The 21,725-nt window shown below is 57.0% G+C and carries 13 protein-coding genes and 1 pseudogene; 5 read left to right on the forward strand and 9 right to left on the reverse strand.

Annotation, left to right across the window (positions count from 1 at the left end; all coding sequences use genetic code 11):
• Nucleotides 1-22: 22 nt before the first annotated feature.
• Nucleotides 23-6,955: an autotransporter-associated beta strand repeat-containing protein gene (locus IV04_RS03550; protein WP_235212857.1), complete on the forward strand. Its 6,933-nt coding sequence runs from the start codon at nt 23-25 to the stop codon at nt 6,953-6,955.
• A 75-nt stretch (nt 6,956-7,030) separates the two neighbouring features.
• Here IV04_RS03550 and panD read toward each other — a convergent pair whose 3' ends face one another.
• From panD to panB, 3 genes are all read right to left on the reverse strand, one after another.
• Nucleotides 7,031-7,411, reverse strand: coding sequence for an aspartate 1-decarboxylase (panD, locus tag IV04_RS03555; RefSeq protein WP_024484346.1), 381 nt, complete (start codon nt 7,409-7,411; stop codon nt 7,031-7,033).
• A gap of 135 nt (nt 7,412-7,546) precedes the next feature.
• Nucleotides 7,547-8,401 carry a pantoate--beta-alanine ligase gene (gene panC / locus IV04_RS03560; protein WP_037403629.1) on the reverse strand — a complete coding sequence of 285 codons (855 nt, stop codon included), beginning with the start codon at nt 8,399-8,401 and terminating at the stop codon, nt 7,547-7,549.
• A 63-nt stretch (nt 8,402-8,464) separates the two neighbouring features.
• On the reverse strand, nt 8,465-9,259 hold the full coding sequence (gene panB, locus IV04_RS03565) for a 3-methyl-2-oxobutanoate hydroxymethyltransferase (RefSeq protein ID WP_037403628.1): 795 nt from the start codon (nt 9,257-9,259) through the stop codon (nt 8,465-8,467).
• Nucleotides 9,260-9,447: 188 nt separating this feature from the next.
• Here panB and qseB point away from each other — a divergent pair, with 188 nt between their 5' ends.
• The gene (qseB, locus tag IV04_RS03570) at nt 9,448-10,110 is read left to right on the forward strand and encodes a quorum sensing response regulator transcription factor QseB (RefSeq protein WP_037403627.1); all 663 of its coding nucleotides are present in this window, start codon (nt 9,448-9,450) and stop codon (nt 10,108-10,110) included.
• Nucleotides 10,107-11,453, forward strand: coding sequence for a quorum sensing histidine kinase QseC (gene qseC, locus IV04_RS03575; protein ID WP_037403626.1), 1,347 nt, complete (start codon nt 10,107-10,109; stop codon nt 11,451-11,453). Before qseB ends, qseC begins: the two co-directional genes overlap by 4 nt.
• 10 nt (nt 11,454-11,463) lie before the next feature.
• Here the strand turns inward: qseC and folK are convergent, their stop codons facing one another.
• From folK to thpR, 6 genes and pseudogenes are all read right to left on the reverse strand, one after another.
• The gene (folK, locus tag IV04_RS03580; RefSeq protein ID WP_037403625.1) at nt 11,464-11,949 is read right to left on the reverse strand and encodes a 2-amino-4-hydroxy-6-hydroxymethyldihydropteridine diphosphokinase; all 486 of its coding nucleotides are present in this window, start codon (nt 11,947-11,949) and stop codon (nt 11,464-11,466) included.
• Nucleotides 11,949-13,496 carry a polynucleotide adenylyltransferase PcnB gene (pcnB, locus tag IV04_RS03585; protein WP_072010819.1) on the reverse strand — a complete coding sequence of 516 codons (1,548 nt, stop codon included), beginning with the start codon at nt 13,494-13,496 and terminating at the stop codon, nt 11,949-11,951. Before pcnB ends, folK begins: the two co-directional genes overlap by 1 nt.
• Nucleotides 13,497-13,557: 61 nt before the next feature.
• Nucleotides 13,558-14,468, reverse strand: a pseudogene (gluQRS, locus tag IV04_RS03590) (tRNA glutamyl-Q(34) synthetase GluQRS).
• A gap of 65 nt (nt 14,469-14,533) precedes the next feature.
• Nucleotides 14,534-14,989, reverse strand: coding sequence for an RNA polymerase-binding protein DksA (dksA, locus tag IV04_RS03595; protein ID WP_037403624.1), 456 nt, complete (start codon nt 14,987-14,989; stop codon nt 14,534-14,536).
• A 280-nt stretch (nt 14,990-15,269) separates the two neighbouring features.
• Nucleotides 15,270-16,001 carry a DNA/RNA nuclease SfsA gene (gene sfsA, locus IV04_RS03600; RefSeq protein WP_037403623.1) on the reverse strand — a complete coding sequence of 244 codons (732 nt, stop codon included), beginning with the start codon at nt 15,999-16,001 and terminating at the stop codon, nt 15,270-15,272.
• Nucleotides 15,998-16,540: an RNA 2',3'-cyclic phosphodiesterase gene (gene thpR / locus IV04_RS03605; protein ID WP_037403622.1), complete on the reverse strand. Its 543-nt coding sequence runs from the start codon at nt 16,538-16,540 to the stop codon at nt 15,998-16,000. The genes sfsA and thpR overlap by 4 nt, the downstream gene beginning before the upstream one ends.
• 67 nt (nt 16,541-16,607) lie before the next feature.
• Here thpR and hrpB point away from each other — a divergent pair, with 67 nt between their 5' ends.
• Together hrpB and mrcB are read left to right on the forward strand one after the other, a co-directional pair.
• Entirely contained in the window at nt 16,608-19,058 is a 2,451-nt protein-coding gene (hrpB, locus tag IV04_RS03610) for an ATP-dependent helicase HrpB (RefSeq protein ID WP_369794865.1), read from the forward strand.
• Nucleotides 19,059-19,156: 98 nt separating this feature from the next.
• Nucleotides 19,157-21,658 (forward strand): bifunctional glycosyl transferase/transpeptidase, encoded by a 2,502-nt coding sequence (gene mrcB, locus IV04_RS03615; RefSeq protein ID WP_037403620.1) that lies wholly within the window; start codon nt 19,157-19,159, stop codon nt 21,656-21,658.
• The last annotated feature ends 67 nt before the right edge of the window (nt 21,659-21,725 follow it).

Below are 21,725 nucleotides of genomic sequence, written 5' to 3' on the forward strand. Positions count from 1 at the left end.
CGTTACGCTGGGTAGCGCGACCTTGACCGCCAGCAACGGCAGTAACAGCACGTTCAGTGGGATAATGAGCGGTAGCGGTAATCTGGTGAAAACCGGCGGCGGTACGTTAACGTTATCGGCACAGAATGGCTATACCGGTACCACCACTGTCAGCGAAGGGACATTGAGTCTGGGGATCGCCGATGCGTTGGCCGCCAGCAGTGCCGTGACCGTGAACAGTGGCACCACTCTGGCGCTGAATAGCCTGGACCAGACCCTGCAGCAACTGAGTGGAGCGGGGAACGTTACGCTGGGTAGCGCGACCTTGACCGCCAGCAACGGCGGTAACAGCACGTTCAGCGGGATAATGAGCGGTAACGGTAATCTGGTGAAAACCGGCGGCGGCACACTAACGTTATCGGGCAACAACAATTACACCGGAACCACCACCGTCAGTGGGGGCACGCTGAGCCTGGGGATCGCCGATGCGTTGGCCACCAGCAGTGCCGTGACCGTGAACAGTGGCACCACTCTGGCGCTGAATAGCCTGGACCAGACGGTGCAACAACTGAGTGGCGCGGGGAGCGTTACGCTGGGCAGTGCCACCCTGACCGCCAGCAACAGTGGGAACAGCACGTTTAGCGGTGAGATTAGCGGCAGCGGGACGCTGGTGAAAACCGGTGCTGGAGCCCTGACGCTAGCGGGTGATAGCAGCTACAGCGGCGGAACCACGATCAGTGGTGGCAACCTGCTCGTTACCCAGGGCACTGCGCTGGGCAGCGGTGGGGTGACCAATAATGCAGGGCTGGAGCTGGCGTTTGCCGGTGACAGCACGCTGGCTAATGGGCTGAATGGCAGCGGTGTCCTGACCAAAAGTGGGAGCGGCAATGCCACCCTGACCGCCAACGGCAGCAGCCAGGGCAGCGTCAATGTGGCGGCGGGAACCTTGACCCTGGCGCAGAGCGGGGCCTTTAGCGCAGGGGATTACACCACCGCCAGCGGGGCCAGCACGGTGATCGCACCGGATGCCCAACTGACATTAAGCGGGGCCTTGATCCAGGCCAGCGGTGCGTTGCTGCAGCTCGGGATCGGCAATAACAATCCGGCGATCACCGCACTCAGCGCAACGTTGGACGGGGCACTGCAACTGAGTGGGTACTCCAGCGCGATCCCGACCAGCGCCAGCGCCTTGACGTCCACGCTGTATACCGTGCTGCAAACCAGTGCGGGGATCAGCGGCGACTTCGCCAGCGTGAGCCTGGGCGGGGCGAGCAGCCCGCTCGATTACCTGACACTCGCGGCAGGCAAGAGCAGCGACAATCTGCGTTATCAGGTGGGGTATGGCCTGACCTGGCAGGCGGGCAGCACCTTGGGTAACGGGACCTTTACCCTGGCCAACGTCAGTGACAGCTTCAATCTGGATATGGCCCTGAATGATGAAAGTGCCTCGCTGACCGGCTGGAACGGGCGTGATCTGACCAAAGCCGGTGCAGGTACCCTGACGCTGTCGGCACAGAACGGCTATACCGGAACCACCACCGTCAGTGGGGGCACGCTGAGCCTGGGGATCGCCGATGCGTTGGCCACCAGCAGTGCCGTGACCGTGAACAGTGGCACCACTCTGGCGCTGAATAGCCTGGACCAGACGGTGCAACAACTGAGTGGCGCGGGGAGCGTTACGCTGGGCAGTGCCACCCTGACCGCCACCAACAGTGGGAACAGCACCTTCAGCGGTGAGATTAGCGGCAGTGGGGCGCTGGTGAAAACCGGTGCTGGAGCCCTGACGCTAGCGGGTGATAGCAGCTACAGCGGCGGAACCACGATCAGTGGTGGCAACCTGCTCGTTACCCAGGGCACTGCGCTGGGCAGCGGTGGGGTGACCAATAATGCAGGGCTGGAACTGGCGTTTGCCGGTGACAGCACGCTGGCTAATGGGCTGAATGGCAGCGGTGTCCTGACCAAGAGCGGGAGCGGCAATGCCACCCTGACCGCCAACGGCAGCAGCCAGGGCAGCGTCAATGTGGCGGCGGGAACCTTGACCCTGGCGCAGAGCGGGGCCTTTAGCGCAGGGGATTATACCACCGCCAGCGGGGCCAGCACGGTGATCGCACCGGATGCCCAACTGACATTAAGCGGGGCCTTGACCCAGGCCAGCGGTGCGTTGCTGCAGCTCGGGATCGGCAATAACAATCCGGCGATCACTGCACTCAGCGCGACATTGGATGGGGCTCTGCAACTGAGTGGGTACTCCAGCGCGATCCCGACCAGCGCCAGCGTCTTGACGTCCACGCTGTATACCGTATTGCAGACCAGTGCGGGGATCAGCGGCGACTTCGCCAGCGTGAGCCTGGGCGGGGCGAGCAGCCCGCTCGATTACCTGACACTCGCGGCAGGCAAGAGCAGCGACAATCTGCGTTATCAGGTGGGGTATGGCCTGACCTGGCAGGCGGGCAGCACCTTGGGTAACGGGACCTTTACCCTGGCCAACGTCAGTGACAGCTTCAATCTGGATATGGCCCTGAATGATGAAAGTGCCTCGCTGACCGGCTGGAGCGGGCGTGATCTGACCAAAGCCGGTGCAGGTACCCTGACGCTGTCGGCACAGAACGGCTATACCGGAACTACCACCGTCAGCGGGGGCACGCTGAGCCTGGGGATCGCCGATGCGTTGGCGGCCAGCAGTGCCGTGACCGTGAACAGTGGCACCACTCTGGTGCTGAATAGCCTGGACCAGACGGTGCAACAACTGAGTGGCGCGGGGAGCGTTACGCTGGGTAGCGCCACCCTGACCGCCAGCAACAGTGGGAACAGCACCTTCAGCGGTGAGATTAGCGGCAGCGGAACGCTGGTGAAAACCGGTGCTGGAGCCCTGACGCTGACGGGGGATAGCAGCTACAGCGGCGGAACCACGATCAGTGGTGGCAACCTGCTCGTTACCCAGGGCACTGCGCTGGGCAGCGGTGGGGTGACCAATAATGCAGGGCTGGAGCTGGCGTTTGCCGGTGACAGCACGCTGGCTAATGGGCTGAATGGCAGCGGTGTCCTGACCAAAAGTGGGAGCGGCAATGCCACCCTGACCGCCAACGGCAGCAGCCAGGGCAGCGTCAATGTGGCGGCGGGGACCTTGACCCTGGCGCAGAGCGGGGCCTTTAGCGCAGGGGATTACACCACCGCCAGCGGGGCCAGCACGGTGATTGCACCGGATGCCCAACTGACATTAAGCGGGGCCTTGACCCAGGCCAGCGGTGCGTTGCTGCAGCTCGGGATCGGCAATAACAATCCGGCGATCACTGCACTCAGCGCAACGTTGGACGGGGCACTGCAACTGAGTGGGTACTCCAGCGCGATCCCAACCAGCGCCAGCGCCTTGACGTCCACGCTGTATACCGTATTGCAAACCAGTGCGGGGATCAGCGGCGACTTCGCCAGCGTGAGCCTGGGCGGGGCGAGCAGCCCGCTCGATTACCTGACACTCGCGGCAGGCAAGAGCAGCGATAATCTGCGTTATCAGGTGGGGTATGGCCTGACCTGGCAGGCGGGCAGCACCTTGGGTAACGGGACCTTTACCCTGGCCAACGTCAGTGACAGCTTCAATCTGGATATGGCCCTGAACGATGAAAGTGCCTCGCTGACCGGCTGGAGCGGGCGTGATCTGACCAAAGCCGGTGTGGGTACTCTGACGCTGTCGGCACAGAACGGCTATACCGGAACCACCACCGTCAGTGGGGGCACGCTGAGCCTGGGGATCGCCGATGCGTTGGCCACCAGCAGTGCCGTGACCGTGAACAGTGGCACCACTCTGGCGCTGAATAGCCTGGACCAGACGGTGCAACAACTGAGTGGCGCGGGGAGCGTTACGCTGGGCAGTGCCACCCTGACCGCCACCAACAGTGGGAACAGCACCTTCAGCGGTGAGATTAGCGGCAGTGGGGCGCTGGTGAAAACCGGTGCTGGAGCCCTGACGCTAGCGGGTGATAGCAGCTACAGCGGCGGAACCACGATCAGTGGTGGCAACCTGCTCGTTACCCAGGGCACTGCGCTGGGCAGCGGTGGGGTGACCAATAATGCAGGGCTGGAACTGGCGTTTGCCGGTGACAGCACGCTGGCTAATGGGCTGAATGGCAGCGGTGTCCTGACCAAGAGCGGGAGCGGCAATGCCACCCTGACCGCCAACGGCAGCAGCCAGGGCAGCGTCAATGTGGCTGAGGGGCGTTTGACTCTGACGCAAGGCGTGGTCTTCAATGCGGGAGATTACACCACCGCCAGCGGTGCGACTTCGACTATTAACCCGGATGCGCAGCTAGCCCTGAATGGAGTTTTGATCCAGACCAGTGGTGCGATTTTACAGGTGGGGATCAATCTGGTTTCACCTGCGATTAGCGCCAGCAGCGCACTTTTGGCTGGGGAGTTGCAGCTTGCTGGTTACTCGGCAGTTCGCCCTGCAATCGCCAGCAACCTGACTTCTACGCTGTATACCGTGATACAAACGGCGACGGGTCTCAGCGGTGATTTCAGTTCCGTTGATTTTGGCGGCTCTACCAGCGGTGTCGATTATTTGACGTTGGCGGCGAGCAAGAGCAGCGACAACCTGCGTTATCAGGTGGGATACGGGCTGACTTGGCAGGCAGGTAATACCCAGGGCGACGGTACTTTTACCCTAACTGAAGAAACCTTTAACCTTGATATGGCCTTGAGTGATGAAGGGGCTTCTGCCACTGGCTGGAATGGCCGTGATCTGATCAAGAATGGTTCTGGCACCCTGATTCTGAGTGCTGATAACACCTATACCGGCGTGACGACCATTAATGGCGGGATACTGCAAGTCGGTAACGGCGGGACTCAGGGGAGTATTGAGGGGAATGTCGTTAACAACAGCTCACTGATTTTTGATCGCAGCGATGCGCTGAACTTTGCGGGGGATATCACCGGCAGTGGTGTCTTACAGCAAGTTGGGAGCGGTGTACTGACTCTGACAGGAAACAGCAATTACAGTGGCGGTACTCTCATCAGCAATGGTGCTTTGCATCTTGGTGACGGCGGTACTGAAGGGATGATTACGGGTAATGTGTTGAACAATGCCTCATTGGCCTTTAATCGCAGCAATGATGCTACCTTTGCTGGTCAAATTAGCGGCAGCGGTGCACTGTGGCAGATAGGGAGCGGTAAAGTTGTCTTAACGGGTGATAACACTTATAGCGGCGGCACCTTTATCAGCTCTGGCACATTACAGATTGGTGATGGCGGCACTCAAGGGAGCATTATTGGTAATATCGCCAATGATGGCACTCTGATCGTGAATCGCAGCGATGACATCGCCTATGCAGGTAGCCTGAGTGGCAATGGCACATTCATAAAAGAGGGCAACAATAGCTTACAGGTGAGTGGCGACAGCAGTGGTTACCTTGGCAATACTCGCATAGCGGCTGGTAGCCTGATGTTAGATAGCACAGCGCTTTTAGGTGGGTCATTAGAAGTACTGAATGGAGCCAAACTCGGTGGTTCGGGAACGGTAGGCAATGCGGTTATTGCTTCTGGTGGTACGATCTCGCCTGGGCATTCCATCGGTACCTTGAACGTGGACGGTAACCTGACATTTGAGCCGGGTGCTCAATATTTGGTGGAGGTTAACCCTACGGGCACAACAAGCGATCTTATCCATGTGACAGGTACCACGACGCTGAATGGGGGTTCTGTCGTTCATATGGGTGAAAACGGCAATTATCGGCCACTCATAACCTATACGATCATCACCTCCGATCAGGGTGTTAATGGGCAGTTTGACAGCGTGAGCTCCAACTACGCCTTCCTGACGCCGACCCTGAGCTATGACGCCAATAACGTTATGCTCTCATTGCTGCGTAATCAGGTGGATTTCGCAGCAATGGCAAAAACACCCAATCAGAAAGCGACGGCACGCGGGGCGGAGAGCCTGGGTTCTGGCGTTGTCTATGATGCTATTGTGATGTTAGGGCAGGATATTGACGTTACCAGTGCTGCTTTTGATCAGTTGTCGGGCGAACTGTATGCCTCTTCAAAAGCGGTGCTGATTGAGGACAGCCGCTTTGTGCGCGAGGCTGCTAACAATCGTTTACGGGGAGCATTTGGTCATACTGCTACCGAGCAACAAGCAGTGAAGCTGAACAGTGACGATGATGTGGTGACCTGGGGGCAAATCTTCGGAGCCTGGGGAGCGACCAGTGGTGATGGAAACGCGGCAAGGCTCGATCGTGATACCGGCGGTATATTGCTGGGCGGGGACAAATTGCTCAAGGATAACTGGCGTGCTGGTGTTATCGGGGGTTACAGCCATACCAATTTTGATGTTAAGGAACGTAATTCCTCAGGTTCAAGCAACAACTACCACCTAGGTATTTATGGTGGTAATCAATGGGATAAACTGGCCTTCCGTTCGGCGCTGGCATACACCTGGCACGACATCAGTACGGAACGCAGCCCGCAGTTTGCTGGTTTCTCTGACCGTGTTACAGGTGATTACCGTGCCAATACTGTACAGACGTTTGGCGAGTTCGGTTACGCGATACAGGAAGGGAACACCCAACTGGAACCTTTTGCCAACTTGACCTATCTCAATCTCCATACCGATGGGTTGCGTGAGCAGGGTGGTGCAGCGGCGCTGAATATCCACAGTTCAAACACGGATGCTACTTTCAGCAGCCTGGGTGTGCGTTCGTCGACCGACCTGATGTTTGGCGATAAACCGGCGAAGCTGAAAGGAACTTTGGGATGGCGGCATAATTTTGGCGCTAAAACTCCTACATCGACGCAATCTTTTAGCGGTGGGGATAACTTCACCGTGGCCAGCGTACCGATCGCTAAAGATGCCGCCATTATTGAAACTGGGCTTGAGGTTTCTGTCACCCCGAATGCGAAAGTTGGTGTGTCATACAGTGGCCAGTTTGGTTCTGGGAGCAGCCGCGATCAAAGCGCATTAGCCACATTTAACTGGAGGTTCTAAGAGGTTCGACGTCCCCCAAGCTATTCACCAAGTGTGGTAGCTTGGGGGGCATCAACGGTAGTGGTTTGAGCGGCCTCAGGCAACCTGAACCGGCACGGCTTTGGCTTTGCGTTGCAGGTGATTATCGCCTTCAAAGTAGGCGACTTTAGGGTGATGTTGGCGTGCATCCGCGTCGCTCATCTGTACATAAGAGCAGATGATCAGTTTGTCGCCCACGCAGGCGCAACGGGCAGCGGCACCGTTAACCGAGATAATGCGTGAACCGCGTTCAGCGGCGATGGCATAGGTAGAAAAACGCTGACCGTTATCAACGTTGTAAATATCGATGGCTTCATATTCCAGAATCCCTGCAGCTTCCAGGAAATCCTGATCAATGGCGCAGGACCCTTCATAATGCAAGTCGGCCTGAGTCACTTTCACTCGATGCAGCTTGCCTTGCAACATAGTTCGTATCATGGCTTTACCTAACTGAATATCGGCCTTTTCAGGCAAACGGGGTTGAAGATTCCTTGCAAAGACTATCGTCACCAATAAACTCGTTCAGTCTACCGCTAACCAGTTGAAAACGGCAATCAGCGTATAAAAAAGAGCTTAGAGCGTGAGATCGACCTGCTGATTATCGATCAGACGCGCGTTGCCTAACCAGGCTGCCATCAGCACCACCGCACGGCGGCTTTCGACGTTCAGCGGTTGCAGGCTGTCGGCATCACGGATAAATAATTCATCCGGCGTAAAACCGGTAGCACGCAGCTTTTCTGCGGCTTGTTCCAGCAATTGATCAACATGGCGTTCGCCATTGCTGAGTTGATCCGCCAGTGCCTGCATGATTTTACTGAGCTGTGGCGCAATTTTACGCTCTTCAGCGCTCAGATAGCCGTTGCGTGAGCTAAGAGCCAACCCGTCTTTGGCGCGCACGATAGGTACACCGACAATCTCGATGTCGTAACCCATATCGGCCACCATTTTGCGGATCATGGCCAGTTGCTGGTAATCCTTTTCACCGAAGCAGGCCAGATCGGGCTGTACCAGATTGAACAACTTGCTGACGACGGTAGAAACACCACGGAAATGCCCGGGGCGGCTGGCACCTTCCAGCATGGTGGAAATGCCTGGAACATCAACGTAAGTCTGGTCGTTCAGCCCTTGCGGGTAAACCTCCGCAGGGGCGGGGGCAAAGACCAGTTCGACATTACGGCGGTTCAGTTTTTCGCAGTCTTCCTGGAGCGTGCGCGGGTAGCGCGCCAGATCGTCCGGGCGTTCGAACTGCATTGGGTTAACGAAAATGCTGACCACCACCACATCAGCGCGTGCGCGTGCTTCTTCAACCAGCGTCATGTGGCCTTCGTGCAGGTTACCCATGGTTGGCACCAGCGCAATGCGCTTACCTTCCTGCCGCCAGCGCCGGATCTGTTGGCGTAGCAACAGCAGGGTTTCGATAATGACCATTTCATAACTCCTCGAACTTTCTTAGATCTTTGCTTGATAGCGGCGGTGAATGAGGCTGGGCAATTAGTTAAAGGAGTGCTCTTCACCCGGATAAATGCCTTGTTCGACTTCCTGAATATAGTGCTGCACCGCACTGCGGATATCGCCGCTCTGCGCCAGGAAGTTTTTGGCAAATTTTGGCGTATGACTGCCAGTGATGCCGAGTGCATCATGCATCACCAGAATTTGACCATCGGTGGCGTTACCCGCACCGATGCCGATCACCGGGATCGATAACGCTTCAGTGATTTTGCGCGCCAGTGCGGCAGGGACGCATTCCAGCACCAGCAGTTGTATACCGGCCAGTTCCAGAGTTTGTGCGTCTTCCAGCAACTGTTTAGCCGCCAATTCATCACGCCCCTGAACTTTATAGCCGCCAAAAATATTCACTGACTGCGGGGTCAAACCGAGATGGCCGCAAACCGGCACGGCGCGCTCGGTGAGCATTTTCACTGTCTCGTACAGCCAACTGCCCCCTTCCAGCTTGACCATGTTGGCGCCAGCGCGCATCAGTTCGGCAGAACTCGTAAACGCTTGCTCCGGCGTGGCATAACTCATAAAAGGCAGATCGGCCAGCAGCAGGCAGGCAGGTGCGCCACGGCGTACGGCGCGGGTGTGGTAGGCGACGTCGGCGACGGTCACGGGCAGCGTGGAGTCGTGGCCCTGCAACGTCATGCCCAGAGAATCACCAACCAGCATGACTTTGATGCCTTGCTCTGCAAACAGTTGGGCAAAGCTGGCGTCGTAGGCGGTAATGGTAGCAAACTTGCGTTGCTCCTGTTTCCACTGGCGTAAATGGCTCACGGTGGTGGGTTTCATCACAACGTCTCCTGAAAATAACCGCACTGCGGTACGGGGCAAAGTGCTGACATTCTACTGTAACCCTTCCAGGGTGGGTAGCTCAGATCATGATGCTTAAGAGGTTCTTAAGAACCCTGTGATGTAATATACCTGTTGCCGGTACGCCAATGCGTTACTCGGCGCGTTGAGGGCCAAAAGGGGAGCGCATGAGAATTCTGCTGATTGAAGACGATAGGCTGATTGGTGATGGTATCAAAGCCGGGCTAACCAAGCTGGGGTTTAACCTCGACTGGTTCACCGATGGGGCGATCGGCAAAAATGCGCTGACAAGTGCCCCTTACGATGCGGTGATCCTCGATCTCAGCCTACCGGGCCTCGATGGGCTTGAGTTGCTGCGTCACTGGCGCATGGCTGGGCATGATGTCCCGGTCTTGATCCTCACGGCACGTGATGCTTTGGAACAGCGGGTTACCGGCTTGCAAAGCGGTGCGGATGATTACCTGTGTAAACCTTTTGCGCTGGCAGAAGTCGCTGCACGTTTACAGGCGTTGATTCGCCGCCGCCATGGTCAACTGACCCCGCAACTGGTACATGGCAATGTGGTGTTCGACGTGGCGGCCCGCACGGTGAGCTGCAATGGTGAGGCGGTGACGCTGACTCCGCGTGAACTGGCGGTGTTGGAGCTGTTTCTTAATCATAAAGGACGCGTGCTGGCACGGCCCTTGATTCAGGAAAAGCTGTATAACTGGGACGACGAGGTGAGCAGCAACGCGGTTGAAGTGCATATACATCATTTGCGGCGCAAGTTGGGCAACGGTTTTATCCGTACTGTGCACGGTGTCGGTTATACCTTGGGGGATGCGGAGTGAAGCGCTTGAGCCTGCGGTTGCGGCTGATCCTGATCTTCAGCCTGTTGGCATTATTCACCTGGTGTTCTGCCAGCGTGGTGGCGTGGATGATGACACGTCACAAGATTAATGAAGTGTTTGATACCCAGCAGATGTTATTTGCCAAAAGATTGGTCACGACCAATCTGGGCGAACTGTTGGCCAGCCAGGATGTTCGCAGTCTGCCGAAGACCAAAAAAATCCTCCGTCATGGCAAGCGTGGCGAACAGGAAGATGATGCGCTGGCGTTTGCCATTTTCTCCCGTGAGGGGCGAATGTTGCTCAACGATGGTGAAAACGGTGGGGATTTTCTGTTTGATGGCAAACATGAGGGGTTTATTGATAGTCATGACAGTTGGCGCTTGCTATGGCTCACCAGCCCCGATGGACGCTACCGCATTGTCGTCGGCCAGGAGTGGGATTATCGGCATGAGATGGCATTAGGGATGGTGACTAGCCAGTTAATCCCTTGGTTAGTGACGTTACCGATCCTGATGCTGCTGATTGCCCTGATGGTCGGGCGCGAATTGCGGCCACTGAAGGCAATGGCGGCCAGCTTGCGGCAACGGGCTCCCGATGATGCGACAGCGCTCAACGACAGACAGGTGCCCACCGAAGTTCGGCCACTGGTAGAGGCGCTTAACGTACTGTTTGCGCGTATCAGTGCGATGTTGGTACGTGAGCGGCGTTTTACCTCGGATGCCGCCCATGAACTGCGCAGCCCTCTGGCGGCGCTACGGGTGCAGACAGAGGTGGTGCAGTTGGCGGGTGACGATGAACAGATGCGGGAACACGCGGTGGAAAACCTGACGATCGGAATCGATCGCGCCACGCGCTTGGTGGATCAACTGCTCACGCTGTCGCGGTTGGATTCGCTTTCCGATCTGGGGGAACTGGAGCAGGTTGATTGGCAGCAGTTGGTGCCGATGACGTTGGCGGAGCAAGATCGCCACGCTCATGCGGCTGGCGTGACGTTGCATTATGAGCCGCAGGGCACGCCGCCGCCGTTGCCAGGCCAGGCGCTGTTGCTGTCATTGCTGGTGCGTAATCTGGTGGACAACGCCGTGCGCTATACGCCCGCTGGCGGTACTGTCCGGGTAATGCTCAACTCGCAGCAACTGCAGGTGGAAGATGATGGCCCAGGGGTAACGCAAGAGCATCTGGCCCGTTTGGGGGAGCGCTTTTATCGCCCGCCGGGGCAGGAGCAGATCGGCAGCGGGCTTGGGCTGTCAATCGTGCTGCGTATTGCCAGCCTGCATGGTCTGCGGGTGAGTTTTGCCAATCGTTCTGCTGGAGGGGGATTTGTGGTAACGGTAAAGTTTTAAACCTGCCGATCTATTGATGCCACCGGGCCATGCCATTTTCTGGCACCCGCTTCAGGCAATCGGCTAAGGTTTCCCCGTCAGGGAAAACCAGGTCAGGGGCAATTTCGGCCAGCGGATAGAGCATGAATTCGCGCTCTTTCAGCCCGTAATGGGGCACAGTCAGACGATCGGTATCAATCACCCGATCGCCATACAGCATGATATCCAGATCCAACGTGCGTGGTCCCCAACGTTGATCCTTACGCTCGCGCCCCTGATTACGTTCTATCGCTTGGGTTTCATCAAGCAACTGTTCCGCTGGCAGCAGGGTATCCAGTGCCACTGCGGCGTTAAGAAAATCCGGCTGGTTTTGCGGCCCCAGTGGCTTGGTGCGGTAAAACGACGAACAGACGATCAGTTGGGTATAAGGAATACGCCCCAATGCTTCCAGCGCGGTATTCACCTGTTGTAACGGCTGCGCCAGGTTGCTGCCCAGCGCGATATAAACGCGGATCATCATGCCCCGTCTTTATTTGGCGTTCTGCGGCGTGGGCGACGCTGACGTGTACGGCGTGGAACCGGATCGTCCCCCAAGGTACTCAGCATGTTTTTCTGCACTGCCGGAGTGGCATCCTGGAATTCCCCCCACCATTCGGTGAGGCGCAGCATTTCTGGATTGTTTTCCACTTCAGCGCGCAGAGCCAGCAGATCGTAAGCCGCACGGAATTTAGGATGTTCCATCAGTTTGTGCGCCCGCTTACCCTGACGGCGAGAAAGGCGTAACTGCAGTTGCCAGATATCACGCACTATGGTCGTGATACGTTTCGGGATGGCCAGTGAACGGCACTCTTCATCCAGCACATCGTTCATTGCCAGTGCAAAGGCGTCGTAGTAGGCCAACCCGCTTTCTTGCGCCAGTTTTTGCGCGTGCTCCAATAGCGGATACCACAACATGGTGGCAAACAGGAACGCCGGGTTGACACGCATGTCGTTCTGCAAGCGGTGATCGGTGTTTTTCAGCACCTGTACCAGGATGTGCTCCATAGGCGTGTCGTGATTCGGCGTAAAATGCCGGGCAATCAGCGGGAACAGCGGTTGGAACAATTGGTATTCACACAGCTTAAGGTACGTCGGGTAGCCAAAGCCGGACTGCAACAGTTTCAGTGACTCTTCAAACAGGCGTGCCGGAGGGATCTCGTGCAGCAGCGAAGCCAGGCGCGGGATCGGCTCGGCAGTTTCGGCACTGAGCGTCATATTCAGCTTGGCGGCGAAGCGTATGGCTCGCAGCATGCGCACCGGATCTTCACGATAGCGCGTCTCCGGATCGCCGATCAGGCGGATCACCCCTTGCTGCAGATCGTTCAAACCACCGACATAGTCACGCAGGGTGAAGTCGGCAACGCCGTAATACAGGCTATTGATGGTGAAATCGCGGCGCTGGGCATCTTCTTCGATCGAACCGAAAATGTTATCGCGCAACAGCATGCCGTTCTGGGCCTGCTGTGATGAGTTTTTGTCAGATTCCAGGCTTTGCTCATGATGGCCACGGAAGGTGGCGACCTCGATAATTTCCGGGCCAAACATCACGTGCGCCAAGCGGAAACGGCGGCCAACCAAACGGCAGTTGCGAAACAGCTTGCGCACCTGTTCCGGTGTGGCGTTGGTGGTGATATCAAAATCCTTCGGCTTTTTGCCGAGCAACAGATCGCGCACGCCACCGCCGACCAGATAGGCTTCGTAACCGGATTTATTCAGGCGATACAGCACTTTCAGCGCATTTTCGCTGATATCTTTGCGTGAGATCGAATGTTGCTCACGTGGGATCACGGTCATTGAGCGCGTTCCCTCAGCAGCAGGCATTGGTGGCCGTTTGCGCGCCGCAGGGCGGCGGGCAGGCGCATCTCTGCCGCTATCGGCAGGGCGTTTTGGCGTGGCTGGCTGCTGCTCTGCGGAGGTACTCTCTTCGCGGCCTGCGTTTTTGTTGTTGGCCTGCGTATCATCGCTGGGCAACCTGTCATCGCGGGTTAGTACCTTACGGCAGAAATTGGCTACTCGGGTAAAAATGGTACACCTCGATAGTGACGAATCAAAATGGTGCTAACAAAAAATAGCGGCTAATCATAGCTCACCATGGCTGTTTTGAGAATGCCGTTGTGTTTTTGCGCGGGGGATTGCCAACTGGCGCGGCACCCGTTCCCATTGCCAATGCTTGATGGACCAATTTAATAATGACGGTAGATCAAGGTCTTGCCAGCTTTCCGGTAGTGGCTGGTGCAGAAAATTCAGCGCTTCAATCAACACTGGCCGTGGATCGCCTGTGGGCAGGGCCGGGGCATGATTTTGCTTCGACAGCTTAATCCCATTCGCCCCCAGCGCCAGGGGTAAATGGATATAGGCCGGAACCGGGGCGCGTAATTGCTGATAAAGCGCAATCTGGCGCACGGTGGGTTCGATCAGATCGGCACCGCGCACAATCTCGGTGACACCCTGAAAATGATCGTCAATCACCACGGCTAAATTATAGGCAAACAGGCCATCGCGGCGGCGGATAATAAAATCCTCTTGCGCCAAAGCCGGGTCAGCCTGCAGTTCACCCTGCAGCCGGTCCTGAAACGCATAGACCGGGGCCGATTGGCGTAAGCGGATCGCGGCACCTTGTGGGCCCAACTGCAAACTGCGGCAGTGGCCGTCATACAAACCGCCTAGCTGCTGGATACGGCTACGGGTACAGGTGCAGTAATAGCTGAGATCCCGCTGTTGCAGCCAGTCAAGCGTTGCGCGGTAAGCATCGTGGCGTTGGGATTGATAGAGGATCTGGCCGTCCCAGTGGAGGCCATAGTGTTCTAAGGCAGACAGAATTCGGGTGGCAGCTCCAGCCACTTCACGCGGAGGGTCGATATCTTCGATGCGTACCAGCCATCGGCCACGCTGGGCGCGAGCCTGCAGATAACTTCCCAACGCGGCAATCAGTGAGCCGAAATGCAGATCCCCAGAAGGCGAAGGAGCAAAACGCCCCACATAGTGACTTTCTAACATATCAGAAGGGATGGGATTGTATGCGGCGCGCATAGTGAACACGCGCCGCTAAGGATAACAACTGATTAACCGGCCATCTGCTTTTCGCGGATTTCGGCCAGAGTCTTGCAGTCGATGCACAAATCGGCAGTCGGGCGCGCTTCGAGGCGGCGAATACCGATCTCCACGCCGCAGGATTCGCAGTAGCCGAAATCTTCGTCTTCTACTTTCTTCAGCGTTTTCTCGATCTTTTTGATCAGTTTGCGTTCACGGTCACGGTTACGCAATTCGAGGCTGAATTCTTCTTCCTGAGTGGCGCGGTCGGCCGGATCAGGGAAGTTAGCTGCCTCTTCTTGCATATGCGATACGGTACGGTCTACTTCGTCCCTGAGCTGGTTGCGCCATGCTTCAAGAATGCGCCTGAAATGCGTCAGCTGAGCGGCGTTCATATACTCTTCGCCCGGCTTTTCCTGGTATGGCTCTACCCCAGCGATGGCGAGAATGCTCAAGGACGAGGTTTTACGGGTTTGCCCTTCTTGCATATTGCTTCTCCTACATACACACGCACTATACCCATCATCTATCAAGGTGCGGGAGTGTGGCCGCTTTCTTTGCCCTGGTGACTTAGTGAACTAAGCTGCCAGGGATTCGTCCAGTTGCCGCCCACCTGCATCTCAAACGCTACAGGGTATGTCGAATCCCCAAGACGGGGGAAAAACAGGCCGCTATAAATAACAGAAGGGAAGGGGGATGGCAATTATTCCTGTCACCTGCTTGACAAGGGTGTGAAGGCAGGCGTATTTGCGACGCAATATCCAGCGATCAAGTTATTGGCGCTTGGAACTGCTTATCGTTAAAAAACGGCAACTTCCCGCAAAGAGAGATACCGTCAGGTGATAATGTTGCCCCATAACAAATGATTTCCACTCCCGCTTGCTGAGCCTGCGCTAGTAGTGCCGCATAACGTGGATCTATATGTTCTGCCGGAGCGACCTGATCGATACCGGTGTGTAACACCGCAAAGAACAATACCGCCCGCTGGCCGTTTTCAACCACGCTTTGCAACTCCCGTAAATGCTTCTGCCCTCTCAGCGTTACGGCATCAGGGAAGTAACCACGTTCATGTTGCAATAGTGTGACTGATTTCACTTCAATATAGCAGTTAACCCGGTTTTCTGCCTGTAATAACAAATCGATACGGCTATTTTCACCGCCGTATCTGACTTCGCTGCTGATTCGATTGTAACCGGATAATTCATTGATGATGTTCTGCTCAATCGCCTCGTGCACCAAGGCATTGGCCCGTAGGGTATTCACACAGATCCAGTCCCCTTGTTGCGTCTGCGTAAGTTCCCAGCTGTGGGCATACTTGCGTTTGGCATTGTCTGAGGTGGAATACCAGAGGGTGTCACCCGGCGTGGCGCAACCGGTCATGGCACCGGTATTGGCACAATGCAGGGTGAAGGTTTCGCCCTCGGGGGTGATGGCGTCGGCCAAAAAACGCTTATAACGCTTAATCAACGTGGCGGGCCGCAGGGGCGGTGTGAAGATCATGGCATATCCTGATTATTGAGTGGCCACTGTGCCAACTGATGGTAACGGGTGCGGCCATGCTCGAAGGCTGACTGGTATAAGGAAAAATGGTCGGCGTTGAAGATCCAACCTGGCGTCGCGGGTGGAATCGCCACCGGTTGAGTGGCGGCCCGCAATAGGGTGACATGCGGATGAAATGGCAACGGGCTCTGATAGCAACCATTGCGGGCTGCCTGCGAGCGCAGTAACTCAGCCAGTTGCAACAGCGCGCGTGGCGCACGTTTGGCTCCGAGCCACACCACACCGGGGCGCGGCCAGTGGCCGAGATCGTCAAGGCAGATTCTAAAGCCGGTTTGGCGGATGCGCCCGGCCAGCGTTTTCAGTGCCTGCTCTTTCTGCGTGCTGACATCGCCAAGAAACGCCAGCGTCAGATGCAGATTGGCAGCGGCAACCGGGCGGCCAGCTTCGGGTTGAAAAGCCTCGGCGCGCCAGCGGATCACCTGTTGCTGTAAGGCATCGGGCAACGACAAGGCAAAAAACAGGCGGCGCGAACTGGACATGAATCTCCGGTAAATAAATGAAACGCTGGCCGTAATGCTACAATGTGTGCCGTCCATTAACTACCCCATGGAGAGTTTTGTGTCTTCACTGCCCGTCAGCGCGGTTCTTGATGAGTTGCTCGCTGCATTGCAATCCGCTCCGCAGGTATTACTGCATGCTCCAACCGGTGCAGGCAAATCGACCTGGTTGCCGCTACAGATTCTGGCAAAAGCCGGGTTACCGGGGCGCATCATTATGCTGGAACCCCGACGGCTGGCGGCCAAGAACGTGGCTTATCGTCTGGCACAACAGCTTGGCGAAGAACCCGGTCAGACCGTGGGCTACCGCATGCGTGCCGAGAGCAAAAGCGGGCCGCATACCCGGCTGGAAGTGGTGACCGAGGGGATTCTCACCCGCATGTTGCAGCAGGACGCCGAACTGCAGGGCGTATCGCTGGTGATCCTTGATGAATTCCACGAACGTAGCCTGCAAGCGGATCTGGCTTTGGCACTGCTGCTCGACGTGCAGCAAGGGCTGCGTGACGATCTGAAATTGCTGATCATGTCGGCGACGCTGGATAACGCACGCTTATCCCAACTGCTGCCGCAGGCCCCGGTGGTGGTGTCTGAAGGGCGCAGCTATCCGGTCGAACGGCAGTATCAGGCCTTGGCCAGTCATCAGCGTTTAGAGGATGGCGTGGCTACGGCGGTGAAACGTTTGCTGGCCGAACAGCCCGGATCATTGCTGCTGTTCCTACCCGGCGTGGCAGAAATCAACCGCGTGCTGGAGCGGCTCAGCGGTGACGTGGCGGCTGATATCGATCTCTGCCCACTGTACGGCGCATTGCCCTTGGCGCAGCAGCAAAAAGCGATCCAACCGGCTGCCAGCGGGCGGCGCAAAGTGGTGCTGGCAACCAACATTGCTGAAACCAGCCTGACGATCGAAGGGATCCGGCTGGTGGTTGATAGCGGCCTGGAGCGTGTTGCACGCTATGACGTGCGTAACGGGCTGACCCGGCTGGTGACGCAGCGCATCAGCCAGGCATCGATGATTCAGCGGGCCGGGCGGGCAGGGCGCTTGGAACCGGGTATCTGCTGGCATCTGTTTGCCAAAGAGCAGGCGGAGCGCGCCGCAGAACACGCGGAACCGGAGATCCTGCAAAGCGATCTCGCCAGTTTTTGGCTTGAGCTATTGCAGTGGGGCTGTGTGGACGCTGAACAGCTTACCTGGCTCGATCGGCCACCTGCGGTTGCGTTGGCAGCCGCTCGCCGTTTGCTGCACACCCTTGGGGCCATTGATGACGCTGAAAAATTAACCACTCAGGGCCGTCTGATGGCCGGGTTAGGCTGCGAACCGCGCTTGGCGGCGATGTTGTGTGCGGGTGCTGCTTTGGGGGCCGATGGGTTGGCGACGGCGGCCCTGTTGGCCGCGTTGCTGGAAGAACCACCGCGTAGCGGGCAGATGGACATCAGCTATTGGTTGAGCCGCCCGCAGCCGCACTGGCAGCGCCGAGCCACCCAGTTAAGCAAGCGCCTGCCGCAACAGGCCGGTCAAATCGATGCCGAACTGGCCGCCCCACTGTTGGCGCAGGCATTTGCCGATCGTATTGCCCAGCGGCGCGGGCAGGATGGCCGTTATCTGCTGGCTAATGGGATGGGCGCGGCGATGAACCAGGACGAAGCGCTATCAAGATCCCCTTGGCTGATTATCCCCAGTCTGTTGCAGGGCCACAACAGCCCGGATGCCCGTATCCTGCTGGCACTGCCGGTGGAGATTGACGCCTTGGTGGCGCAATTACCTGATATTGTCAGTAGCCAGACGGCGGTAGAGTGGGATGAAGAAAAAGGCTCGTTGCGCGCCTGGAAGCGCCAGCAGATTGGCCGTTTGACGCTGCGTGCTCAACCCTTGGCTAAACCGGCAGATGAGGAGTTGCAACAGGCGCTGATTAACTGGGTGCGCGTGCAAGGTGTTGCGGTGCTTAATTGGGATCTGGCCGCCGAACAGTTGCGTCTGCGCCTGCAATGCGCCCAACGTTGGTTGCCCGAGGCGGCCTGGCCGCTGGTGGATGAGGAATCCTTGCTGGATACCTTGGAAAGCTGGCTATTGCCTTCGCTGAACGGGGTGCGCGATCTGCGCGGGCTCAAACAGGTGAATATTGCCGAAGCCCTGGCTCGCTTATTGAATTGGCAGCAAAAACAGCGGCTGGATAATGCTCTACCCACTCATTACACTGTGCCAACTGGCAGCCGCCTGCCGATCCGTTATGATGCCGACAATCCTCCGGCTCTGGCGGTGCGTTTACAGGAAGTGTTTGGCGAACAGCGTAGCCCGATGCTGGCTGAGGGTCGCATCGCGGTGGTGCTTGAGTTACTCTCACCCGCGCACCGGCCCTTGCAGATCACTGGCGATCTGGCGGCTTTCTGGCAAGGTGCCTACCGGGAAGTACAAAAAGAGATGAAAGGGCGCTATCCGAAGCACGTTTGGCCTGACGATCCGGCCAATAGCGCGCCAACCAAACGCACCAAAAAGTACCAGTAAAACAATTCAGATGTTTCTTCTGTTAAGCCAGTTGGCACAAGAACAGATTAAGCGACAAATATCGGCCAGCAGTGCCGTAAGCGTGGAGAACGACAGCAATGGCTGGGGATGACCGCGAGCCCATTGGGCGCAAAGGGAAACAACCAAAACGTAACGTGCCGCGTAAACCGGCACGCCGTCGTCGCGATGACGATTATGATGATTACGAAGACGACGAGTATCAGGATGAGTATGACGATGATGAATATGATGACGAGGAAGAACGCATGCCGCGTAAGGTAAAAGCGAGTCCTCCCCGCAAAAAACGCCGCTGGCTTGGTTTGTTGATCAAACTTTTCCTGGTGATTGCCGTGCTGCTGGCGATCTACGGTGTGTATCTGGACTCCCAGATCCGCAGCCGTATTGATGGCAAAGTCTGGCAGTTACCGGCGGCAGTGTATAGCCGCATGGTTAACCTGGAACCCGGCATGCCTTACAGCAAAAAGGAAATGGTCAATCTGCTGGAAGGGATGCAATACCGTCAGGTGAGCCGGATGACGCGCCCAGGTGAATTCACCGTGCAGGGCAATAGCATTGAAATGCTGCGCCGTCCGTTTGATTTCCCTGACGGTAAAGAAGGGCAGATCCACGCGCGGCTTGATTTCCAGAATAACGGTCTGGCAAAAATCGTCAATATGGAAAACCAGCGCAGCTTTGGTTTTTTCCGTCTTGATCCACGGCTGATCACCATGCTGCAATCACCAAACGGTGAACAGCGGCTGTTTGTTCCGCGTTCTGGGTTCCCCGATCTGTTGGTGGATACGCTGTTGGCGACTGAAGATCGCCGTTTCTACGAGCATGATGGGGTCAGCCCTTACTCGATTGGCCGCGCAATGCTGGCCAACCTGACCGCCGGGCGTGCGGTGCAAGGGGGCAGTACCCTGACCCAGCAACTGGTGAAGAACCTGTTCCTGACCAACGAACGCTCGCTGGCGCGTAAGCTCAATGAAGCCTACATGGCGTTGTTGATGGATTATCGCTATAGCAAAGATCGCATTCTGGAACTGTATCTGAACGAAGTGTACCTCGGCCAAAGCGGTAGCGATCAGATCCGTGGTTTCCCATTAGCCAGCCTGTATTACTTTGGCCGACCAGTGGATGAACTGAGTCTGGATCAGCAGGCGCTGTTGGTGGGGATGGTGAAGGGGGCGTCGCTGTATAACCCGTGGCGCAACCCGCAACTGGCACTGGAACGCCGTAATGTGGTGCTCAAACTGTTGCAGAATCAGGGAGTGATCGACGCTGAACTGTATAACATGTTGAGTGCCCGCCCGCTTGGTGTGCAGCCGAAGGGCGGGGTGATCTCACCACAACCAGCGTTTATGCAACTGGTGCGCCAGGAGTTGCAGAACAAACTGGGTGACAAGGTGAACGATCTTTCCGGCGTGAAGATTTTCACCACGCAGGATCCGGTTTCACAGGATGCGGCTGAAAAGGCGGTAGAAGAGGGGATTCCCGCACTGCGTGCTGCGCGTCACCTGAACGATCTGGAAGCGGCGATGGTGATCGTCGACCGTTTCACTGGTGAAGTTCGTGCCATAGTGGGGGGGGCTGATCCGCAGTTTGCCGGGTTTAATCGGGCGCTTCAGGCACGCCGCCTGGTGGGTTCCCTTGCCAAACCCCCAACTTATCTGGCAGCGTTGTCTGAGCCGGACAAATATCGTCTTAATACCTGGCTGGCAGATGAACCGTTGTCGCTCAAGTTGCCAAATGGCAGCCTGTGGCAGCCGAACAACTACGATCGCCAGTTCCGTGGCCGGGTAATGTTGGTGGACGCATTGGCGAACTCACTCAACGTGCCAACGGTGAATCTGGGGATGTCGGTTGGGCTAGCCCAGATTAGTGCTACTTTGCAGCAGTTGGGCATTCCTAAAACGGCAATTACTCCGGTACCTTCCATGCTGCTGGGGGCGATCGGTCTGACGCCGATGGAAGTGGCGCAGGAGTATCAGACTATTGCCAGTGGCGGTAACCGCGCACCGTTGTCGTCGGTGCGTTCGGTGATCGCAGAAGATGGTTCGGTGCTGTATCAGAGCTTCCCGCAGGCAGAACGCATGGTACCGGCTCAGGCGGCATATCTGACGCTGTATGCGATGCAGCAGGGTGTGGCGCGTGGGACTTCCCGTTCACTGTCGGTGAAATTCCCGAACTACAATCTGGCGGCAAAAACCGGGACCACGAACGATCTGCGTGATAGCTGGTTTGCCGGTATTGACGGTAAAGAAGTGGCGATTGCCTGGGTCGGGCGCGACAACAACGGCCCAGCCAAGCTGACCGGTGCTAACGGTGCTTTGACTCTGTATCGCCGTTATCTGGAAAACCAGACGCCGTTGCCGCTGATGCTGCAACAACCGGAAGGCATCAGCCAGATGGGTATCGATTCTACCGGTAACTTTATCTGCGGTGGTGGCAGTTCACGCACCCTTCCAGTCTGGACTGAAAACCCGCAAGGGCTGTGCCAGGGTAACCAGGCTGCTGTGCAACCGCAAACTCAGCAGCAAGGTGAGCAGAAAGATGCCAACGGCGTTGCGGGCTGGATTAAGGACATGTTTGGTCAGTAAGTAAGCTTCTGGTGTTATCAAGCCCGTGACTTTTGTTGCGGGCTTTTTTGTATTCAGAAAACCCCCA

It is taken from the genome of Serratia sp. Ag1, assembly GCF_000743355.1.
In the GTDB taxonomy this organism is placed as follows: Bacteria; Pseudomonadota; Gammaproteobacteria; order Enterobacterales; family Enterobacteriaceae; genus Chania.